This window comes from Arthrobacter echini, from assembly GCF_004803505.1.
In the GTDB taxonomy this organism is placed as follows: domain Bacteria; phylum Actinomycetota; class Actinomycetes; order Actinomycetales; family Micrococcaceae; genus Arthrobacter_D; species Arthrobacter_D echini.
Map to the genome: position 1 here is coordinate 1 of NZ_SSWH01000020.1, position 18,283 is coordinate 18,283.

The 18,283-nt window shown below is 63.7% G+C and carries 20 protein-coding genes and 1 pseudogene; 9 read left to right on the forward strand and 12 right to left on the reverse strand.

Annotated features, from left to right (window positions below; translation table 11 throughout):
• The first annotated feature begins 583 nt into the window (after positions 1-583).
• The 3 genes and pseudogenes from E8P82_RS14335 to E8P82_RS14345 form a co-directional block, all read left to right on the forward strand.
• Positions 584-1,552, forward strand: coding sequence for an IS110 family RNA-guided transposase (locus tag E8P82_RS14335; protein WP_246021453.1), 969 nt, complete (start codon positions 584-586; stop codon positions 1,550-1,552).
• Between the two features lie 13 nt (positions 1,553-1,565).
• On the forward strand, positions 1,566-1,781 hold the full coding sequence (locus E8P82_RS14340) for an IS3 family transposase (RefSeq protein ID WP_168796583.1): 216 nt from the start codon (positions 1,566-1,568) through the stop codon (positions 1,779-1,781).
• Between the two features lie 42 nt (positions 1,782-1,823).
• A pseudogene (locus E8P82_RS14345) lies at positions 1,824-2,303 on the forward strand (transposase); the annotation flags it as partial.
• A gap of 273 nt (positions 2,304-2,576) precedes the next feature.
• On the opposite strand, the gene E8P82_RS14350 reads toward E8P82_RS14345, so the two are convergent.
• The 6 genes from E8P82_RS14350 to E8P82_RS14375 all read right to left on the reverse strand — a co-directional run bounded on the left by E8P82_RS14350 (position 2,577) and on the right by E8P82_RS14375 (position 7,709).
• On the reverse strand, positions 2,577-4,070 hold the full coding sequence (locus tag E8P82_RS14350; RefSeq protein WP_136455732.1) for a multicopper oxidase family protein: 1,494 nt from the start codon (positions 4,068-4,070) through the stop codon (positions 2,577-2,579).
• Entirely contained in the window at positions 4,067-4,348 is a 282-nt protein-coding gene (locus E8P82_RS14355) for an SHOCT domain-containing protein (protein ID WP_246021455.1), read from the reverse strand. Before E8P82_RS14355 ends, E8P82_RS14350 begins: the two co-directional genes overlap by 4 nt.
• A 219-nt stretch (positions 4,349-4,567) precedes the next feature.
• Positions 4,568-5,923: an MBL fold metallo-hydrolase gene (locus E8P82_RS14360; RefSeq protein WP_136455733.1), complete on the reverse strand. Its 1,356-nt coding sequence runs from the start codon at positions 5,921-5,923 to the stop codon at positions 4,568-4,570.
• Between the two features lie 67 nt (positions 5,924-5,990).
• Positions 5,991-6,287, reverse strand: a complete 297-nt coding sequence (locus E8P82_RS14365) for a rhodanese-like domain-containing protein (RefSeq protein ID WP_136455734.1) — start codon at positions 6,285-6,287, stop codon at positions 5,991-5,993.
• A 34-nt stretch (positions 6,288-6,321) separates the two neighbouring features.
• On the reverse strand, positions 6,322-7,089 hold the full coding sequence (locus E8P82_RS14370; RefSeq protein ID WP_136455735.1) for a sulfite exporter TauE/SafE family protein: 768 nt from the start codon (positions 7,087-7,089) through the stop codon (positions 6,322-6,324).
• Complete coding sequence (locus E8P82_RS14375) at positions 7,086-7,709, reverse strand: rhodanese-like domain-containing protein (RefSeq protein ID WP_136455746.1); 624 nt, start codon at positions 7,707-7,709, stop codon at positions 7,086-7,088. Before E8P82_RS14375 ends, E8P82_RS14370 begins: the two co-directional genes overlap by 4 nt.
• Before the next feature lie 132 nt (positions 7,710-7,841).
• On the opposite strand from E8P82_RS14375, the gene E8P82_RS14380 reads away from it, so the two are divergent.
• Complete coding sequence (locus E8P82_RS14380) at positions 7,842-8,099, forward strand: metal-sensitive transcriptional regulator (protein WP_026531430.1); 258 nt, start codon at positions 7,842-7,844, stop codon at positions 8,097-8,099.
• 173 nt (positions 8,100-8,272) lie between these two features.
• Here the strand turns inward: E8P82_RS14380 and E8P82_RS14385 are convergent, their stop codons facing one another.
• The 3 genes from E8P82_RS14385 to E8P82_RS14395 all read right to left on the reverse strand — a co-directional run bounded on the left by E8P82_RS14385 (position 8,273) and on the right by E8P82_RS14395 (position 10,807).
• A complete protein-coding gene (locus E8P82_RS14385; protein WP_136455736.1) occupies positions 8,273-8,695 on the reverse strand; it encodes a YkvA family protein in 423 nt (140 codons plus the stop codon).
• 470 nt (positions 8,696-9,165) lie between these two features.
• Positions 9,166-9,483 (reverse strand): ArsR/SmtB family transcription factor, encoded by a 318-nt coding sequence (locus E8P82_RS14390; protein WP_136455747.1) that lies wholly within the window; start codon positions 9,481-9,483, stop codon positions 9,166-9,168.
• 43 nt (positions 9,484-9,526) lie between these two features.
• The gene (locus E8P82_RS14395) at positions 9,527-10,807 is read right to left on the reverse strand and encodes an MFS transporter (RefSeq protein ID WP_136455737.1); all 1,281 of its coding nucleotides are present in this window, start codon (positions 10,805-10,807) and stop codon (positions 9,527-9,529) included.
• 145 nt (positions 10,808-10,952) lie between these two features.
• On the opposite strand from E8P82_RS14395, the gene E8P82_RS14400 reads away from it, so the two are divergent.
• From E8P82_RS14400 to E8P82_RS14415, 4 genes are all read left to right on the forward strand, one after another.
• Positions 10,953-11,348 (forward strand): ArsR/SmtB family transcription factor, encoded by a 396-nt coding sequence (locus E8P82_RS14400; RefSeq protein WP_136455738.1) that lies wholly within the window; start codon positions 10,953-10,955, stop codon positions 11,346-11,348.
• Complete coding sequence (locus tag E8P82_RS14405; RefSeq protein ID WP_136455739.1) at positions 11,345-13,264, forward strand: heavy metal translocating P-type ATPase; 1,920 nt, start codon at positions 11,345-11,347, stop codon at positions 13,262-13,264. Before E8P82_RS14400 ends, E8P82_RS14405 begins: the two co-directional genes overlap by 4 nt.
• A 102-nt stretch (positions 13,265-13,366) precedes the next feature.
• The gene (locus tag E8P82_RS14410) at positions 13,367-13,801 is read left to right on the forward strand and encodes a peptidase (protein ID WP_246021457.1); all 435 of its coding nucleotides are present in this window, start codon (positions 13,367-13,369) and stop codon (positions 13,799-13,801) included.
• A gap of 316 nt (positions 13,802-14,117) precedes the next feature.
• Positions 14,118-14,798 carry a recombinase family protein gene (locus tag E8P82_RS14415; protein WP_136455740.1) on the forward strand — a complete coding sequence of 227 codons (681 nt, stop codon included), beginning with the start codon at positions 14,118-14,120 and terminating at the stop codon, positions 14,796-14,798.
• Positions 14,799-15,066: 268 nt separating this feature from the next.
• On the opposite strand, the gene E8P82_RS14420 is transcribed toward E8P82_RS14415, so the two are convergent.
• Positions 15,067-15,285: a hypothetical protein gene (locus E8P82_RS14420; protein WP_136455741.1), complete on the reverse strand. Its 219-nt coding sequence runs from the start codon at positions 15,283-15,285 to the stop codon at positions 15,067-15,069.
• Between the two features lie 603 nt (positions 15,286-15,888).
• On the opposite strand from E8P82_RS14420, the gene E8P82_RS15080 reads away from it, so the two are divergent.
• Positions 15,889-16,104: a heavy-metal-associated domain-containing protein gene (locus E8P82_RS15080; protein ID WP_168796584.1), complete on the forward strand. Its 216-nt coding sequence runs from the start codon at positions 15,889-15,891 to the stop codon at positions 16,102-16,104.
• A 65-nt stretch (positions 16,105-16,169) separates the two neighbouring features.
• Here E8P82_RS15080 and istB read toward each other — a convergent pair whose 3' ends face one another.
• Together istB and E8P82_RS14435 are read right to left on the reverse strand one after the other, a co-directional pair.
• Positions 16,170-16,997, reverse strand: coding sequence for an IS21-like element helper ATPase IstB (istB, locus tag E8P82_RS14430; protein WP_136455743.1), 828 nt, complete (start codon positions 16,995-16,997; stop codon positions 16,170-16,172).
• The gene (locus E8P82_RS14435; protein ID WP_136455744.1) at positions 16,994-18,172 is read right to left on the reverse strand and encodes a Mu transposase domain-containing protein; all 1,179 of its coding nucleotides are present in this window, start codon (positions 18,170-18,172) and stop codon (positions 16,994-16,996) included. The genes istB and E8P82_RS14435 overlap by 4 nt, the downstream gene beginning before the upstream one ends.
• Between the last annotated feature and the right edge of the window lie 111 nt (positions 18,173-18,283).

The following is an 18,283-nucleotide window of genomic DNA, read 5'->3' on the forward strand; positions in this document are numbered from 1 at the left end:
TCGCCCTGAACAACCGGCCCAGAAAAACCCTCGGCTGGAAGACGCCGGCCGAGGTATTCAGTGAGCAGTTACAGTTATTCCAACAACCCGGTGTTGCAACGACCAGTTGAACCTGCCCAATACACCTCGCAGGAATTCCAGGCCTGGTGCGGCGGGAACTCGCTCACCCAGTCGATGGGAGCAGTCGGGGTCTGCTGGGATTGTCAGGCTATTGATGTCGGATTCAGACTGAATTCGGAAGTCCTGACCGCGGCGGCTTGACCCATGTTGGGAACGGCCCTTCGGGTGCCTTTGCGTTGATCTGTCAGCCTCGCGGCCGGGCAAAGCAAAAAAACACTGCGCCGGTCGAGCGTGACCTAATAGGAGCCTGGAGCAACTTTTAAGAGCGTCCCCATGACAGTCCTGTCCACCCGCCAGCGTCAGCGTCAAATCCACACTAAACGGCAGGAGAAACTGATGGTCATGGCAGCAGCGCCCCCTATCCCGCTCACTCGCTCCGGACACGTCGTTGTCGGCGTCGACACGCACAAACACGTCCACGTCGCGGCGGCGATGGACTCTATCGGTGGGATCCTCGCCACCCTTGACGATCGCGACCGACAGCGGCGGATTCCGCCAGTTGCTCGACTGGGCCGCATCGTTCGGGCAAATCATCGCGTTCGGCATTGAAGGCACCGGCTCCTACGGAGCCGGACTCACCTCCTTCGTCCGCCGCAACGGCTATCGCGTCATCGAGGTCAACCGCCCCGACCGGCGGATGCGCCGCCTCGTCGGCAAATCCGACACTCTTGACGCAGAGAATGCAGCGCGCGCCGTCCTCGCCGGATTCGCCACCGCGGAACCGAAAACCGCCGATGGCACCGTGGAAATGATCCGGCAACTGAAAGTCGCCCACGACACCGCCGTGAAGGACCGGTCAGCGGCGATGGTGACGCTCAAGGCGATGCTCGTGCATGCACCCGAGTCGATGCGCAAGGAGACCGCCCGGAAGACCCAAATGATGCTCGCACGCCACTTCGCTGCCCTCCGTCCGCGAGAGCTTAGAACACCAGAAGACAGTATCCGCCATACCCTTCGCTCCCTGGCGCGCCGTTGGCAACACCTCGACACCGAAGCCAAAGAACTCGCCACGATGATCAAGGACCTCGTTACCCAGACCGCACCCCAGCTCATCGAACCCTTCGGCATCGGCGCTGACACCGCAGCGGAGATCCTCATCGTCGCCGGAGACAACCCCGAACGCATCCGGTCCGAAGCAGCCTTCGCGAAACTGGCTGGCATCAGCCCAATCCCCACCGGCTCAGGCATGACCTCCGGCAAACACCGCATCAACCACGGCGGCCACCGACAACTCAACGCAGCAATCTACCGCGTCGTGATTGGCCGCATGCGCTTCCACGAGCCCACAGTCGCCTACGTGACCCGCCGCACAGCAGAAGGCAAATCAAAGCGCGACATCATCCGCTGCCTCAAGCGCTACGTCATCCGAGAGGTCTACCACCTCATCACAGCCAACCCGAAAACCGGCGAACTCCCAGCTCGACAACCATAGGAGCATCAACGCCGTGGCCGAGAACTTCTTCTCGCATCTGAAGACCGAGTTCTACCACCACGAACGCTTCACCAGCCGACTCGCCGCCAGGACCGCCGTCATGGACTACATCGAGGGCTGGTACAACCGCCGCAGACCGAACCGCAGAGCCGGTGGAAAAGCACCGGCAGCAGCCCTATCGGCCCTAGCCGACCACCAGACCCGCGACCAGGAACCCTTGGCCGCGTAACCAGAAACAACAAAGAACGGTCTCACAAACTTGACGAGCGCAGTCCCTGGCCGGTTGGTGGTGCGCAGGATCCGGGAACTGAACCCAAATGCCACCGACGGGCAGTCAACCCTGTTCGATACGTACCGGTTCCATGCGTTCTTCACCACCGTCGATCCCGGCACCCTGGACACCGTCGCCGCCGATGCCACCCACCGGAAACACGCGATCATCGAGCAGGTCAACGCCGACCTGAAAAACAGTGCCCTGGCACACTTGCCGTCGGGGCACTTCGGGGCCAACAGTGCCTGGCTGGTCGCTGCGGTCATGGCCTACAACCTCACCCGGGCCGCCGGGGTAATCGCCAGCGGGACATTCGCCAAAGCCAGGACCGCAACGATTAGGGCGAAACTGGTCAACATCCCGGCCCGCATCGCCTCCAGCGCCCGCAGGATCTGTTTGCACCTGCCCGAGGCATGGCCCTGGCAAAAAGCCTGGGAGAAACTCTTCGCCGCCGTTCACTCACCACCGCAGCGAGCCTGACAAACAACTCACCAGCCGGGCAACGGCATCACCAAGGATCACCGTGGAACACCACCGACAGCGAGGCCGGGCCCTGAACAACACCCAAAACACAATCACCCAAAACTTCGACCAGCGATCCAGCCCTCAACGCGGATCGGTGGATCAAGGCTAAGCGGAAGGCCTGATGCGTCCCCATGGGACGCAATCGTTGTTTGAGGTCCGATTTCCGCCGGGCACAGCAGCCGGGAACTGAGGGCCGGGCAGCGGCATCGCCCTCCGGTAGCCCTTGTCTTAGCGGGCTTCGACGGTGCCCATCATGCCTTGGTCCTCGTGGTCGAGGATGTGGCAGTGGTAGACGGTGCGTCCCGGGAAGTCGTCGAAGGCGATGAGGACTTTCACCTGCCTGCGGGCCGGGACGTTAACGACGTCCTGCCACCTCGGTTCGGGGACGTCGCGGCCATCGTCTTCGATGACCTGCATGGGCCACACGTGCAGGTGCACGGGGTGGTCCATGGGGCTGGAATTGGTCAGGGTCCATTCCTGGACGGTCCCGACCGCCACTGCGGTGTCAGTCCGCGCAGCGTCAAATTCCCGGCCGTTGATGGTGAAGGCCATCATGGTGTTCTCGCCGCTGCCCGCGCCGTCCATCATGGCGCTGCCACCGCCCATTCCCATGGCGAAGTCCAGGGTGTGGCGGGCGGCGACCGGTTCCTGGCGTAGGTCCCGCAGCGCGGGGCCGGCGGGTACAGGGTTTGGTGTCTGCGCCCGGTCACCTGACACCTCGAGGGTGAGCAGTTCAATTGCCTCGTCTCCGCCGGCACTGTTATCACCCATCATGGCTCCGCCCATCATGGCGTCCATTCCGCCGCGGCTCACCGGTGCTGTCACAAGCTTTGCGGAGCCTTCGGTGGTTTCGACGAGCAACTCGACGCGATTGCCGGGAGTCAGGAGCACTTCGGTGGTCTCCTCGGGAACCGGCAGTCGCCCGAGGTCCCGGCTGAGCAACTGGACCCGTTGGCCCTCCAGCTGCAACCGTAGATAGCGGGAGGGGCAGGCGTTGACAATCCGCCAACGTTCGCGTTCCCCGGGTGCGGCGGTCAGTCGCGGGCGGACTTGGCCGTTGACGAGCACGACCTCGCCTTCCCTGCCCATCATCTGCTGCATCTGGTTCACCTCGGCCAGATTCCCGGACCCATCCAGGGACAGGTCGGAGACCACCATGACCCGCTCCCGGGCGGCCGGTACAGGCTCGAGATCCTCGACGAGGATCGCCCCGTAAAGACCGGCGGCGACTTGGTCGGCGACGTACCCGTGGCGGTGTGGGTGGTACCAGTACGTGCCCGGCGGGTGGTCTTCGGGCAGGATGAACTCGTAGTCGAAGGACTTTCCCGGTCCGATGCTCAGGAACGGGTTGTCGCCGTTGCCCTCCGGGGAGACGTGCAGCCCGTGCACGTGCAGGTTCGTCGGGGCCTCCAGCCGGTTGGTCATCGTCACCCGGATCGTGTCCCCGGGTGCTACGCGCAGCGTAGGGCCCGGAAGGGACCCGTTGAAAGTCTGCACTGAGGCTTCACGCCCGCCGACCTGAATCCGGGTCGAGGCGGTCTCCAAGTCCAGTTCCAGCACACCGTCGCTGCTGGACAGCACCTGGGGTTCGGTCAGGTCCCCGCCTGTGGTGTATTCGCGACTGTTGCTGGTGGTCCACCACAGACCTGCCCCACCGACCGCTGTGGCACCGGCCCCTGCCGCACCCAGCGCCAGCAGCTGACGGCGTGTCAGTGGGCTCACCGGCTGTCCCCCTCCAGAATCCGCAACCGCTCCCGGTACTCTTCGGTACTGAGCTCCCCGCGGGCGTAGCGTTCTTCGAGGATCTGCCGCGCGCGGCCAGGACCCGTGACCGGGCCACGGTTGTTGTCGTGGCCGACCGTGTTCGGGGATCTGCCGGAGAGAGCCTTCACCAGCACGACTATCAGCACGATCACTCCCACGAGCATCAGTAACCCGAAGATCCACATCAAGCCCATGCCGCCCATACCGCCGCCGTTCATCATGATCGTGCTCCTCATCTCTTGTTCGCCTGTAGTCATGCCAGGTGCTGACTCATCCCACGGTGCGCCGCGGCACAACCTGGTGGAGGACGCAGATCCTGGGCCTAGTCAGTTTGGTGGTCGTGCTTGTCTTGTCGCCTTTTCGAAGCCCTCTACGCAACTGACTGTGACAGAGTTCTGCATCTCAATGCCCTGATCCCAGGTCAGCGAATGCCGCAATGGTGGGGCGGAAGCGGGTCAGGACTCCAGTGGAACGCCTGCTTTTTCGGCTTCGCCGAACATGGCGTCGATGTGGACGACGTCCTTGCCTGCGCGTTGCAGCAGGCTTGCGCCGACGCCGGAGCGGTAGCCCGATCCGCAGTGAATCCAGAGTTTGCCGGCGGGGACTTCATCCATGCGGGTGAGCAGTTCGTGCAGGGGAATGTTCACGGCTCCCGGAATGTGGGCTGAGGCGTATTCATCGGTGCGCCGGACATCCAGGATGGTCTCGTTCTCTGGCCTATCGGTGAGCATTTCTTCCCAGCCGAGTCGAGGGTAGGAGACCACGGCGGTGTCCGCAGCGAGTTTGCGCGGGTCCGTACCCAAGGCGGCGTCGGGGGAATCGATGCCGATGCGGGAAAGGTCGCGAATAGCGTTTTGGACGTCGTCGCGGTCTCCGACGAGGGTGAGCTTTTTGTCCCAGGGCAGAACCCAACCCAGAAAGGTGGTGAAACTGGAACCGTCCCCGTATTCAAAGCTTACCGATCCCTGCAGGTGGTTACTGGCGTAAGCCACCCGGTTACGGAGGTCTACAACCCACTCGCCGTCCTCAAGGCGGCGCGAGAGCTCCGCGGGTTCCAGCGAATCGGGAACGGATAGGTCCGCAGGACCTGGACCCCGCGTGTTCGCGGGTTGCATATGGGCGTAGTACGAGGGGTACGCGGTGAGATTCGCGATGAGTTCGTGCACGAAGTGCTCTTCATCTGGATCGGTGAGTGCGTGGTTGGTGGAGAGCTGTTCTCCGACCGTGGACTCCCCAGCGCCGCTGGCCGGGCCGGAGGAGCAGAACGATCCGAAGCCGTGGGTGGGATACAGGGCCGCTTCATGGGCGGCTTCCTCGACCAGGCGGCGGACGGAACCATACTGGTCGTGCGTCAGCGCAACGGTGTCATCGGCGCTGACCAGGTCGGTGCGGCCCACGGACCCGTAGAGAAGGCTGCCGCCTGAGAAGACAGCCTGCTCGCCGCTTTCGGAGGTGACGATGTACGACAGGTGGGTGTGGGTGTGGCCGGGGGTCGCCACCGCCTTGAGCAGGAAACCTCCGATTTGGATGGTTTCGCCGTCGCTGATCGGGGTGCGCTTATAGGCCACGGGATCAGCGGCGTTGACCAGATAAACTGCCCCGAGTTGATTGGCGAAGGCCAGGCCGCCGGTCACGTAATCGTTATGGATATGGGTTTCGGCGATGTGCGTGATCCGCACCCCGGCTTCGGCCGCGGTCTTCTCGACCCTGTCGGTGTCGCGTTGCGGGTCGATAACCAGCGCCACCTCGCTGTCGTGGATCAGGTAGCTGCGGTCCCCGAGCTGAGGAGTCTCGATGATGATGACGTCCATGGTTTTCTCCTTGGTGGAATTATCGATCAAATGCAGTGTTTGGCAGATCAGATTCTCTTGCGGTTGTTCAGGTGGTTGGCAGGTCGGCGCGCTGCCAGGCGATCATGCCTCCTGTCATGGTGGCGGCGGTGAATCCCGCCTGGTTGAGTGCGTCCGCGGCGGTGGCACTACGGTTACCGCTGCGGCAGACCGCGATCACAGGGACGGCGGGGTCTAATTCATTCAGACGTCCGTGCAGCTCCCCTATGGGGATGTGCACGGCACCGGGAATCATGCCCTCTGCCACCTCGGAGTTCTCGCGGACGTCGAGTATCTGTTCGACGCCGCGGCGCGTGTTGGTTTCTGGAACGGTGACTTCAGGCATCGGGTTCTCCTTCACGGTGGGTTATCGGAACGTGTCAGGTGGTGAGCATGCTGGGGATGGTGGTGAGTAGGATCCATGCGGCGACGAGGAAGATGAGAACGGCGAACGCCTTGCGCACATGATGGTCTTTGAGGTTCCCAGCGAGTCGCCCGGCCACAAGGGATCCGAGAATGGCTGGGGTGGCGAAGGACAGGACGATCGGCCAGTCGATGGTGAACCCACTCAGGTGGGCACTGAATCCTGCTGCGGAATTGATGACGATGATGGCCAGGGATGTGCCGACGGCCTGCTTCATGCGGAGCCCGAGGAACAGGGTCAGGGCGGGAGTGATGAGGAATCCGCCGCCGACGCCAAGGAGCCCGGTCAGGAAACCGACGGCCAGCCCGATGACGACCGCCTTGGGAGCGCACGCACGCCATACCGTGTTTCCGGTGGTGCAGGACCCATCCGTTTCGCTGGTGCTGCCCAGCATGCGGATCCCAGCGAACACCATGATGACCGCGAAGGCGAGCATCAACACCTCAGGATTGAGGAACCGCCCAACGGCCGCACCGGCCCACGCGGCGGGAATACCGGCAGCTCCGACGATCAACGCGACCGGCCAGTTGATGCTGCCCCGCAGTCGGGGGACGAGCGCCGCCAGTGAGGAGGCGCCGACCACCAGCAACGAGGTGGGGATAGCCTCCGCGGTGCTCAGGCCCACCCCGTAAACCAGTGCGGGGACGGCAATAATTGATCCTCCACCCCCGACCAGGCCCAGCACGATCCCGACGACGAGCCCCAGGATCAGTGCCGGAATCACGACGCCCGTAGTCTTTCGGAGACAGCATTTTTGGTCGGTAGCTGCAGGATGGCCGCTTCTCGGGTGGGTTCCTGGGCCGCTTTATTCCATGGCATACCCGAGAGTGCCTTCCCCATGGCGCACGTGTTGGTCGCCGCGGAGAAGGTCAAACCGGTACCGATAGCGCCGGCCAGCAGGCGGAGTCGGGGGGAAACGAACCTGCCGCCAGCCAGACCGAGGATGACGGCGGATCCCGCCACGAGGCGGACCTGGCGTTCAAGATCCCAGCGGACCCGTCCGCGAATAACATCACCGCCGATCTCAGCGAAACCGGGTACCCCTCCGGTGAGGACATAGGCCGTATCGATGCCGGCTCCTGCCAGACGCTGGCGGGCCTGTTCGGCACGCACGCCGGACTGGCAGACCAGGACAACGCGGCTGCCCAGACGGGCGGCGAGTTCATTGGTGTGCTCCGAGAGCAGTGGCAGCGGCACGTTGTAGGAACCACGGACATGCAGAGTCTGGAATTCCGCAGCGGAGCGCACATCGAGAACCGTCAGGTCCTCATGGTGGATGATCCAGGACCGCAGTTCCTGCGGATCAAGGGAAGTCACGACGGGTGGAGACGGAAGGGGGGACATCATGGGTGTCCTTTCAAGACGGATGCGGGAACTCCAACAACAAGAAACAAGTCTTCCACATACCCCCGGGGGTAAACAAGCACACCCCAGGGGGTATCATTGGGTTAATATTTATCTACTGGGAGACTTGGCATGAAGCTCGATTCAACAGAACTGACCCCCGTGATCAATCGTCTCAAGCGTGCGCAGGGACAGCTGGCGGCCGTGACCCGCATGCTCGAGGAAGGGCGCGACTGCAAGGACATCGTCACTCAACTCGCCGCTGTCTCCAAGGCACTGGACCGGGCAGGGTTCGCCATCATTGCCACAGGACTTGAGCAATGCATCGCCCGCGAAGACACCACCATGGATAAAAAAGAGCTCGAAAAACTCTTCCTCTCCCTGGCCTGAGCAGCAAACCCGGCAAAGTCAGGGTCCGCTGTCTTGTTCGATGGCTTGTTTGGGCCGAGAACCGGAAACCATCGTTACCGACCGGCGACCGGCATGGCATCAGGTTCCGCGAGATGGTCCCGACCCCATTTCCTGGCTGCCGCTGGCCGGACATGTCAGGGTGGCGGTGAGTTCTAGGCTGCCGTTGCGGCCGTACCGGCCAGCCGTCGAATCAGGGCAAGGCCGGCCGGTGTTCCGGGCCAGTGCCGTTCCAACGGTGCGTTGCCCGCCTTGCGAATGACCGAGCGCAGGACCAGCGCCACGATGATGGCGTCATCGGCGTATCCGATCACTGGAAGGAAGTCCGGGACCAGATCAATAGGTGAGGCGAGATAGACCACGAGCAGGACCAGGCGGACACGGATTCCGCGCGGCAGGCTCCGGTCCGCAGTCAGCCGACGCAGCAGGGTCAGCAGATCCGGTAACAGCCGCAGCGCTTCCTTCATGCCCACCGTCTCCGGGTGCTTTCGGGCATAGACGGCCAATAAGATCAGCAACACGGCGTAGATCAGGACCATCCCGCCGAGGACCGCGATCAGCGCGTCCCACCAGTTCATGCCTGCCCCTCTTGTCCGCTGTTGAGTATAAATACAGCGTAGGTGGCACTGAGTTCTTTAGGACTATAGGCCCCTGTAGAACGTTAGCGTTAGCTATTTCACTAAGTTACAAGCCACCCCAATTGTGCTGGGCCATCCCGTTGGGAACACCTCAGGAGGCCGCGAGACCGGTCGGCAGCCAAGCCTGAATCGATGGGGTGTCGATCAGCTCCATGCCTAGACCGGAAATTCAGAGACTGGTGCCCCGGCTGGGGCAGGTTTTGAATGATGTGGACCAAGAGCGCACGCCCCAACTGGAGTGGTCGCAGCTTCAACAGCACCAGAGTGTCACCGCAGTGGAATGGTTTGGCACACTTAGCCTCCGTATGCGGGTTTCGGATCGAAGCACGCGCGTCCAGCTCCGTCATTTTGTTAGCCGGGTGGCGGTGTTCGAACGGCGGCTTTGTAGCCCCGGGACATCGGTTGGGGCCTCAGCCGTGGATTGGTTCGCCGGTCATCAGGTGGTCGGCGTGGTTGATGGTTTCGCGGATGAGTCGGACCAGGTGCCCGTCGTGGAGGTTATAGATGACGTGCCGGCCGTCTTTGCGGGTGTCCACGAGGCCGCTGAGCCGGAGTTTGGCCAGATGCTGGCTGACTACGGTCCGTGGCGCTCCGGACGCGTCCGTCAGTTCGGTGACGGTCTTGGGGCCGCTGGAGAGTTGCCAGAGCAGGTGCAGGCGAGTGGGTTCGGCCAGCATCCGCAGCGTCCCGGCAGCGGTGTCGAGCAGCTCCGGGCCCGGGGTGACCATGTGAGTCAGGGACGGCTCCGCCAGGGGCGGGCTCAGCGCGCTGCTAGGGCTCAACGCGCTGCTGGGCCGGCTGATCAACGGTTTGCTCCTCAGTGGCTGGTTCCTGGGCTGTGGCGGTGGCGTGCCGTGGCCAGGACAGGAATGCACCTGCACTTCCTATCATCGCAACAATTGTCAAAGTCAGCCCGGCCCAGCCCAGTCCCGCGGCAGCCCCGATCCAGCCAGCCAGCGGGTAGGTTAGGATGTAGCAGGCGTGGGAGAGGGAGAATTGCGCGGTGAAGACGTACGGCCGGGTTTCCTCGGTGGAGGCATCGCGCAGCAGCCGGGACGAGGGCGTGAGGATCGTGGAGTTCGCCGCCCCGAGCAGGAACCACAGCCCCAGCAGCAGCCACCAGCCCGCGCCGCCGACGCCCAGGAAGGTCATGAGTGTGGCGCCGGCCAGCACGGCAGGGATCACGGCGGCACCGGTGAACATCACGGGGCGGTCGCCGAACCGGTCCAGGACCCGGGGTGCTGACAAAGCGACGATCATAGACCCGACACCGAAGCAGGCCAGTGCGAGGGCCAGGTCGGTGTCTGGGCGCCGTAGGACGTCGCGGACGTAGACCACGGTGTTGACGAGCACCAGAGCCGTCGGGGCTGCGACCACGAGGTTCAGCGCCAGCAGGGAACGCAGCCGCCGGTTGCGCCAGAAGATCCGTGTACCCAGGGTGGTCCGGTGCCACAGGGACGTCTGCGGCCCGGTCGGCACGAAAAGCTGCGGCAGGACCGTGATCGTGACCATGAAGGCCGAGAACAAAAAACCAGCGACTGTGCCGATGAACAGGTTGTTGTAGCTGATCAGCGTCAGCAGCAAGGCCGCAAGGGCCGGACTGACCAGAGCTTCCATGTCATAGGCCAGCCTGGAAAGGGACAATGCGGGCGTGTAATCCCGTTCATCCTTCAGGATGGTCGGGATCAACGATTGGAAGGCCGGGGTGAAGGTCGCGGAGGCGGACTGCAGCAGGAAGATCACCACGTAGATCTGCCAGGTCTCTGTAATGAATGGCAGAGCCAATGCCATCGCCGCCCGGATCAGGTCAGCCCCGATCAGTACCGGCTTTTTGGGCAACCGCGCCACCAGCGCGTTGATCACCGGGGCCAGACCCACGTAGGCGAGCATCTTAATCGTCAGGGCCGTTCCCAGCACCGCGCCCGCGTTCCGGCCGGCCAGGTCGTAGGCCAGCAGCCCGAGGGCCACCGTGAGCAGGCCGGTGCCGATCAGGGCCACGATCTGGGCGGCGAACAGCCGCCGATAGGTCACATTCCGCAGAACCGCTAGCATTCGTCCAATCCCTTCAGTGCATACGTGCACGTATGTGCACTAATTGTAGACAGGTTCGCCCCACGTTGTCTCGTTCAGAGCCGGCGCCCGTCCCTCTGAATCCTGACCGGGATCGGATCAGGTCTATTCATGGAACAATCTTCATATGAGTGAAGATAAGAATGCTTGCAGGCTTGATGCTGACAGTCAGTACGTGGAGCTCGCGGTCGAGGTGTTCGCGATGCTCGCGGACGCGACGCGTGTGCGGATCATTCTGGCCCTGCGGGACGGGGAACTGTCCGTAAACCATCTCGCGGATATCGTGGACAAGTCCCCGACGGCCGTGTCGCAGCATCTGGCGAAGCTGCGCCTGGGCAGGATCGTGGCTGCCAGGCAGGACGGGACCCGGGTCTTTTATCGGCTGGCCAACGAGCATGCGCGCAAACTGGTCGCGGACGCCGTGTTCCAGGCCGAGCATTCCCTCGGTGGTGAGCCGGCGCATCACCGCATCAATATGACCCGCCCGCAGGCTCCGGCTGTGGACGCGGCGGTGCAAGCATGAGCCAAATACTGACGTCCCTGCCCGGGGCGTCCACGGGCCGGTCCCTGCCTAAGCCCCCGTCAATTTTCCGTACCGGGGCCCGGCTGCCCGAAGTCCGGTGGGCCACGGTCGCGTTGGTTCTTTTTTTACTCGGCGGAATCGCACAGCTTGCCGGGGCACCGGCGGCCGTGTGGTGGTCCCTCTACTTAACGTGCTATGCGGCTGGCGGCTGGGACCCCGCACTGTCGGGATTGCGGGCGCTGCGCGAAAAGATCCTGGACGTGGACCTGCTGATGATCGTCGCGGCGATCGCGGCAGCGGCCATCGGGCAGGTCTTCGAAGGAGCCCTGCTGATCGTTATCTTCGCAACATCGGGCGCCATGGAAGCCCTGGTCACGCAGCGGACAGCTGACTCCGTCAGTTCCCTGCTGGACCTTGCCCCGGAACGCGCCACCCGTGTGCCGAGTAATGGGACTGGCACCGAGGAGGAGGTCGACACCGCGGACCTGCAGGTCGGGGATGTGATTCTGGTGCGCCCGGGTGAACGGATCGGCGCCGACGGCACCGTCATCCGGGGAGTCAGCGAGGTCGATCAGGCAGCCATGACCGGGGAGTCGGTTCCCGTCGTCCGGCGCGAAGGCGATGAGGTGCTCTCCGGGACCGTCAACGGCAGCGGTGTCCTCTCGGTCCGGGTAGCCAAGGCCGCCAAGGACTCGGTCGTCAGCCGCATCGTGACCCTCGTGGAGGAGGCCTCGGCCACGAAGGCGAAGACCCAGCTGTTCATCGAAAAGGTCGAACAGCGCTACTCCCTCGGTGTGATCGTAGCGACGCTGTTGGTGTTCTTCCTGCCCCTGTCTCTTGGCGAGAGCTTGGAGGCAGCCCTGCTGCGGGCCATCACTTTCATGATCGTTGCCTCGCCTTGTGCTGTGGTCCTGTCGACCATGCCGCCACTGCTGGCCGCCATCGCCAACGCCGGACGCCACGGCGTTCTGGTCAAATCCGCCACCGTCATGGAGCAGGTCGGCCGCACCACTGTCGTCGCCTTCGATAAAACCGGAACCCTCACGGAGGGAACCCCGAAAGTTACCGCGGTGGATTCCCTAGAGGCCGCCTTCACCCCCGCGGAAATCCTGGGGCTGGCAGCTGCCGTGGAACAGTACAGCGAGCACCCGCTGGGCCGGGCAATCCTCCGGGATGCACGGGAAAAAAGCCTTACCGTCGAGCCGGCAACCAACTTCCAGGCCGTTCCCGGCCAGGGAGTATCCGGCATCGTCCACGGCCGGCAGGTCCGGGTGGAGCGGCCCGAAGCGGAGGCCGATGACGACGTGGCCGGAACCGTCGTCTACGTCATCATCGACGGGGCCACGGTAGGGCGGATCACCCTGGCGGACCGGCTCCGCCCGACCGCGGCAGCCACGGTCGACCGGCTGCACCAGATCACAGGCAACCCGGTTCATCTGCTCACCGGAGACAACCACCGGGCGGCAGCACAGATCGCCGCCGAAACCGGCATTGACGAGGTCCGCTCCCGCCTACTGCCCGCTGACAAGGCGACAGCAGTGCGTCAGATGGAACAGGGCGGTCACCGGGTCCTACTGATCGGCGACGGCGTCAACGACGCCCCCGCCCTCGCGGCAGCGACCACCGGCATAGCGATGGGACGCCACGGCTCCGACCTCGCTCTGGACACAGCCGACGCCATCATCGTCCGCGACGAACTCGAAGCCCTGCCCTCACTGATCGCAATGTCGAAACGCGCACACAGGTACATCATCGCGAACCTCGCCATCGCGGCCACCTTCATCACGGTCCTCGTCACCTGGGACCTGATCTCCATCCTGCCACTACCGCTGGCCGTTGCCGGACACGAGGGCTCCACCGTCATCGTCGCCCTCAACGGCCTGCGCCTGCTACGCAGTCAGGCCTGGAAAAACTAACCCACCCACCGCCACCCCGCCCGCCACAACGTCTCTGACTAGCGGGTACTGGCTCCCAACCGGCGCCCACACCATAAGCAATGCGAAACCGAAGGACAACGAATGAATACCGGAGCCGCAAATGAGCGGACGTTGGTGACAGTGCCCGGACACGGCCACTTCCACGCCACCAACGAAGCACTCGAGATGATCGCCGTGTTCGGCGGCTCCCTGCACTGCTACCAAGGGCCCGGCGGCTGCCGCAGCCAGGGACTCTACTTCTCCCGGACACGGCCAAAAAAGTACACCGCTTGCACACTCGACTCCCCAGCCGAGACACATGATGCGCTCACAATTTCCGTCAGCCATGAACTGGCCAACCGACTCGAGGGAGCGGTCCTGGACTTCGGAAACTACAACCGGATGCAACGATTCGTCTGGACCGCCCTTCCCGCGGTCAAGGGCCCCCAATGCACGTGCCTGCGGTCCATGGGTAAACCCGCGGGCAAACGCTCACCCTGCCTGGATGATGCTGGCATCGGCATCACCGACCTCTGACCACGGCGGGGCCGCTGCCATGACCTCCAGCCTCGCGGAGCCGTTGGAAGCGGAACCCCAGACGGGGACGCCGATGCCTACTTCAGGCTCCGAGAGGGCGCCCTCACCACCGTCATACCGGGCCAACATCAATTTGAAACACTCAACCTCAGGACGCACGTACCTCACACGGCATAGGTGGCACCAGGGCTCCACCCGGAATACCAGGCCCTTGGAACGCTAGCGTCGGATATTTCACGAATTCACAAGCCACCCCTTTTAGTGCCTGATGTACTTGATGTGCGGCTCGTGGAGTGATGGTGAGGGTGGAACGTGTATGGGTAGGTTGATCGGGTACGCGCGGGTGTCGACCCGGGTGCAGGACACGGATCGGCAGATCCGGGATCTCCTCGCGGCCGGGGTGCGCCGCGACGACCTGTACGTGGATCATGGCGTCAGTGGCGCCCAGGCGCGCCGGCCGCAATTCGATCAGGCTCTTGATGCACTGCATGAGGGTGACACCCTGGTCGTCACGACTCTGGATCGTTTGGGTCGGTCGACGGCGAACATGCTTCTTCTTGCCGACACTCTCCGGGCGCAGGCGATTAATCTGCAGGTGTTGAACCTCGGTGGCGGGAACGTCGATACCGAGACCCCGATGGGGTCCATGGTGTTCACCGTCATGGCGGCCCTGGCCCAGATGGAACTCGAGATCAAACGCGAACGTGTCAACGACTCCAATACTAAACGTCGTGCCGCAGGCATGGACCTCGGCGGCCGCCGGGAAACGTTCTCCGACAGTCAGATCAGCAACGCCCGCCGCCTTATCTACCAGGGCCAACCCGCCTCCCACGTCGCCCGGGACCTGGGCATGTCCCGGGCCACCCTGTACCGGCGTATCAATGCCCTCGACGCCCAGCAGTGGCTCACCACGCACCCCGCTCCCGTACCACTGCCGCTCAACGACACCACCACCGCAGGGCCATCAATGCCGCTTACTCCCCCACCAGCCAGCTGAAACATGCCGTCCTGCAACCCTAGGGTGCTTGGTGTCATAGCGTCGTAGCAACATCCGAAAAGTGCGGCGAAAGCTGTTCAGGCTTCGCTATCGGGCGTAATACTGACGCGTAGAGCTTTGGCCGCCACCGTTAGGGACTTGACCGGGAAGTAATTCCAGCCGACGTGGACGGACAGTAAGGATTACATGCGGTTACGTAGCCGGTCGTATAGGTGACAGGAGTTCAAGGGTGTTCGTCGGCTACCTGCGTGTATGCCGATCTGGTGGGTCACCTGGTGGTGTGTCTAGTCGAGGGGGTCTGTGGTCCAGGCGACGTCGACGCCGCTTGGGTGGAGAACACGGGGGTGCCGGCACTAATCCGGTCCTCGAGGACGTCCTCGAGCGTCGGGCGTTCCAGGGGCGGAAGGTGGACACTCACGCTCTGGCTGAAGGAATTCATCAGGGTGATGCGCTGTGCGGGGTGCGCGATGTGATCCATGGTTCCCATGGGATCTGTTCCTCATCTCTCGTCTCGCTGCTGTCTCGTGCGGGTTACTGTGCGTGCCTGCCCTGTCGTTTCGTCAGTTCTGGTGGGGTGCTGGTGGGTGAGGTCGCGTCAGCGTCTGATGGCGACGGCCGAGGAAGAAGCTCCTGTAGACAAGCTGGCGTGTGAAGAAAGCTGCGGCTACCACTTCTGACGGGGGGTCATCCTGAGCTGCAGAATCCTTCTCGTGTGCACCTGAAACGCTTCTTGGCGAGCAGTTGAGCTGTGAGGAAGGATACTTTCATATATACCCCCCTGGGGTATATGCTCGGTGTCACCTCAGAAGGTTGTCTTCCCTTCGCCGGGACATACGCCGTAAAGGTCTACCTATACCGCTCGATGAGATCGGGGCCTCGCTGAAGGTCTCCCTCTTTCGCTGCGGCTACCTCAACGATTCGCTGCTCACCGACTGCAGGAGACACTATGACTGACACTGTCAGGACCCCGATGGACCTCACTGATATCAGCGCTACCGCCAGCTCTGACGCAAATGCATCCTCGGGAGGCTCTTGCGGTTGCTGCGCACCCCAGCAATCGGCTGCAGCGCAGCCAACGAACGAAGGCACTGTGTTTGCCGACTACTCAGTGACCGGCTTGACCTGTGGTTCCTGTGCAGGCCGTGTCAGCAGTGCCATCGGCGAACTGGACGGCGTGGAGAACGTCCGCATCGCTGTTGTTCCTGGCGGCATATCGACTGTCAGTGTCACCAGCGGCCGGCCCCTTGAGGCATCGTCTGTGCAGGACGCCGTCGAAAAGGCAGGCTACCAGCTCGCGACGGCCTGAGCTGACGGCGCTCATCGATTTTCCTCGGTGGTGCTCGCGGAATGTCCTCAGGTCGCGGGGTCAGGTTAGCGCAGGTTCGTGCCGGTGGTAACGCGGCGGAGTTGCTCGGCTGCGGCGTGGTGGTTTCGCAGTCGGTAGGACGCTCCGTCGAGGGTGATGACGACGGACCTGTGGAGGAGCCGGTCGAGCATCGCGGCGGCGACGGTAGTGTCGCCGAGGATCTCTGCCCAGGCTCCGACGGGCCGGTTCGTGGTGAGCACGATCGAGGTTTTCAGGTAGCGCTGGTTGATGACCTGGAACAGGGCAGACGCGGCCTCGCCGGGAAGCGGGAGGTAGCCGAGCTCGTCGATGATGAGCAGAGTCGGGCCAGCGAAGAACCGCATCATGGTCGCCCATTTCCCCTCGATCGCGGCGCGGTGGCAGCGGGCGGCTAGGTCCGCTGCGGAGGTGAAGTAGACGCGGTAGCCGGCCTGGACGGCGGCGTGTCCGAGGCCGGTCGCGATGTGGGTCTTCCCGACCCCGGGCGGGCCGATGAGGAGCACGTTCGTCGCGGTCTCGAGGTAACGGCAGGTGCCCAGCTCGCTGAGTAGGTTCTTATCGATCCCTGATGCGGCGTCGAGGTCGAAGTCGTCCAGGGTCGTGCTGGTGGGGAGGTTCGCGAACCGGAACCGGCCGGTGAGGCGGCGCGCCTCAGTGGCGGTCACCTCGATCTGCAGGAGCCGTTCGAGGGCGTGGGTAAGGGACCAGCCCTGCGCGGTCGCCTGGTCCAGCACGGCGGGCAGAGCCTCGGCTGCGTCGGCGAGTTTCAGCTCGGTGAGATGGCCGCGCAGTTGCTGGTAGACACTTGCCGCGGTCTTCGTCGTGGTCGTTGCAGTGGTCGGGTTGGTGGTCATCGGAGGGTGTTCCTGTTCTTCGCGGCCTGCTCGTAAGCGGCTAGATCGATCACGGTTGCGGTGGGCTCGATAGCCCCGGTGAGGACGGCTGCAGCGCGTTGAGCGGCAGCTCCTGGCGGGATGCGTTCTTTGCGTCGGTGCGGACGCCCTGGAGGAGCCGATGCCATCGCGATGGTGTCCAGGGCCGTGACATGCCCGGTATCGCGGACAGTGACCCCGAGGCCGGGTTCAGCGACCCGGTGGCGGGCGATCACGACTCCCGAGACGGTGGCGATGTCGATCACCACGGCGCCGAGGCGCTGGTGGACGACCACCTTCGCTGAAGCTAGTTCCGGCGGGACGGAGTACCGGTTTCCGCGCCAGTCGATCAACGCTTGCCGGGTCGCGGTGCGTTCCTCGGCGATCACGACCGGGAACGGTACCGGCGGTAACGGCCTCAGCCGTTCCGCGGTGAACATGACCTGCGCGGTCGTCGAACCGGTTTCGCTCTCCCGAACGCGTAGGTCTTGACGAACAGCGAACGCTTCGACGCTGGCCTGCGCCTGTTCGAGGGTGAGGTCCTCGGGAAGGTTCCGCCACCACCGTTGCGCCGCGGTGTGGTTGTTCTTCTCGACCACCCCTTTCCGGTTCCCGGACCGGGGTCGGCACGCGATCACGCTGACGGCGTGATGCTTCGCGAACGCGGCGAACTGGGGGTTCAGATCGCTGCTGCCGGCCTTCACGACGGTGGTCATCCGATCAAACCGCCAATCCCTCGTGACTCCGCCGAGCAGGGCCAGCTGTGTCGTCATCGCGGCGAGCAGGTGCGGGAGATCCATCGATGGGGAGATCACCGCCCGCCAGACACCGGAGTGCGGAAGCGACCCGACCAGTAGGAACGCCCGCTTCGTCGGGAACCCCCACCCCGCCGGGGCGTCGGGCAGTTCGAGCCAGTCGAACTGGGTTTCCTCCCCGGGCGGATGATCGATGACCGCGTTTGGGCGCTTTGTCACATGAGCGCAGCTCCCGCAGAACGGTCGTAGATCCCGCTCCCGGATCTGCCGGGTCAGGGTCGGATACGACCCCGTGAACCCGAGTGCGACAAGCTCGTCCAGCAACGTCATCGCCCACAGATGCGGGTCCTCGCCGAGCCTGGCTTTCACGTAGTCGGCGTACGGGTCGAACGAGTCTGTCAATGGCCACTAGGAACTGCCCGTGGGCGGCCAGCAGAAATGCCCGCTGGTGGCCACGGGAACTGCCCGGTCATGGTCAACAGATCTGCCCACCAGGGGGTTGGTGGCGTTGGC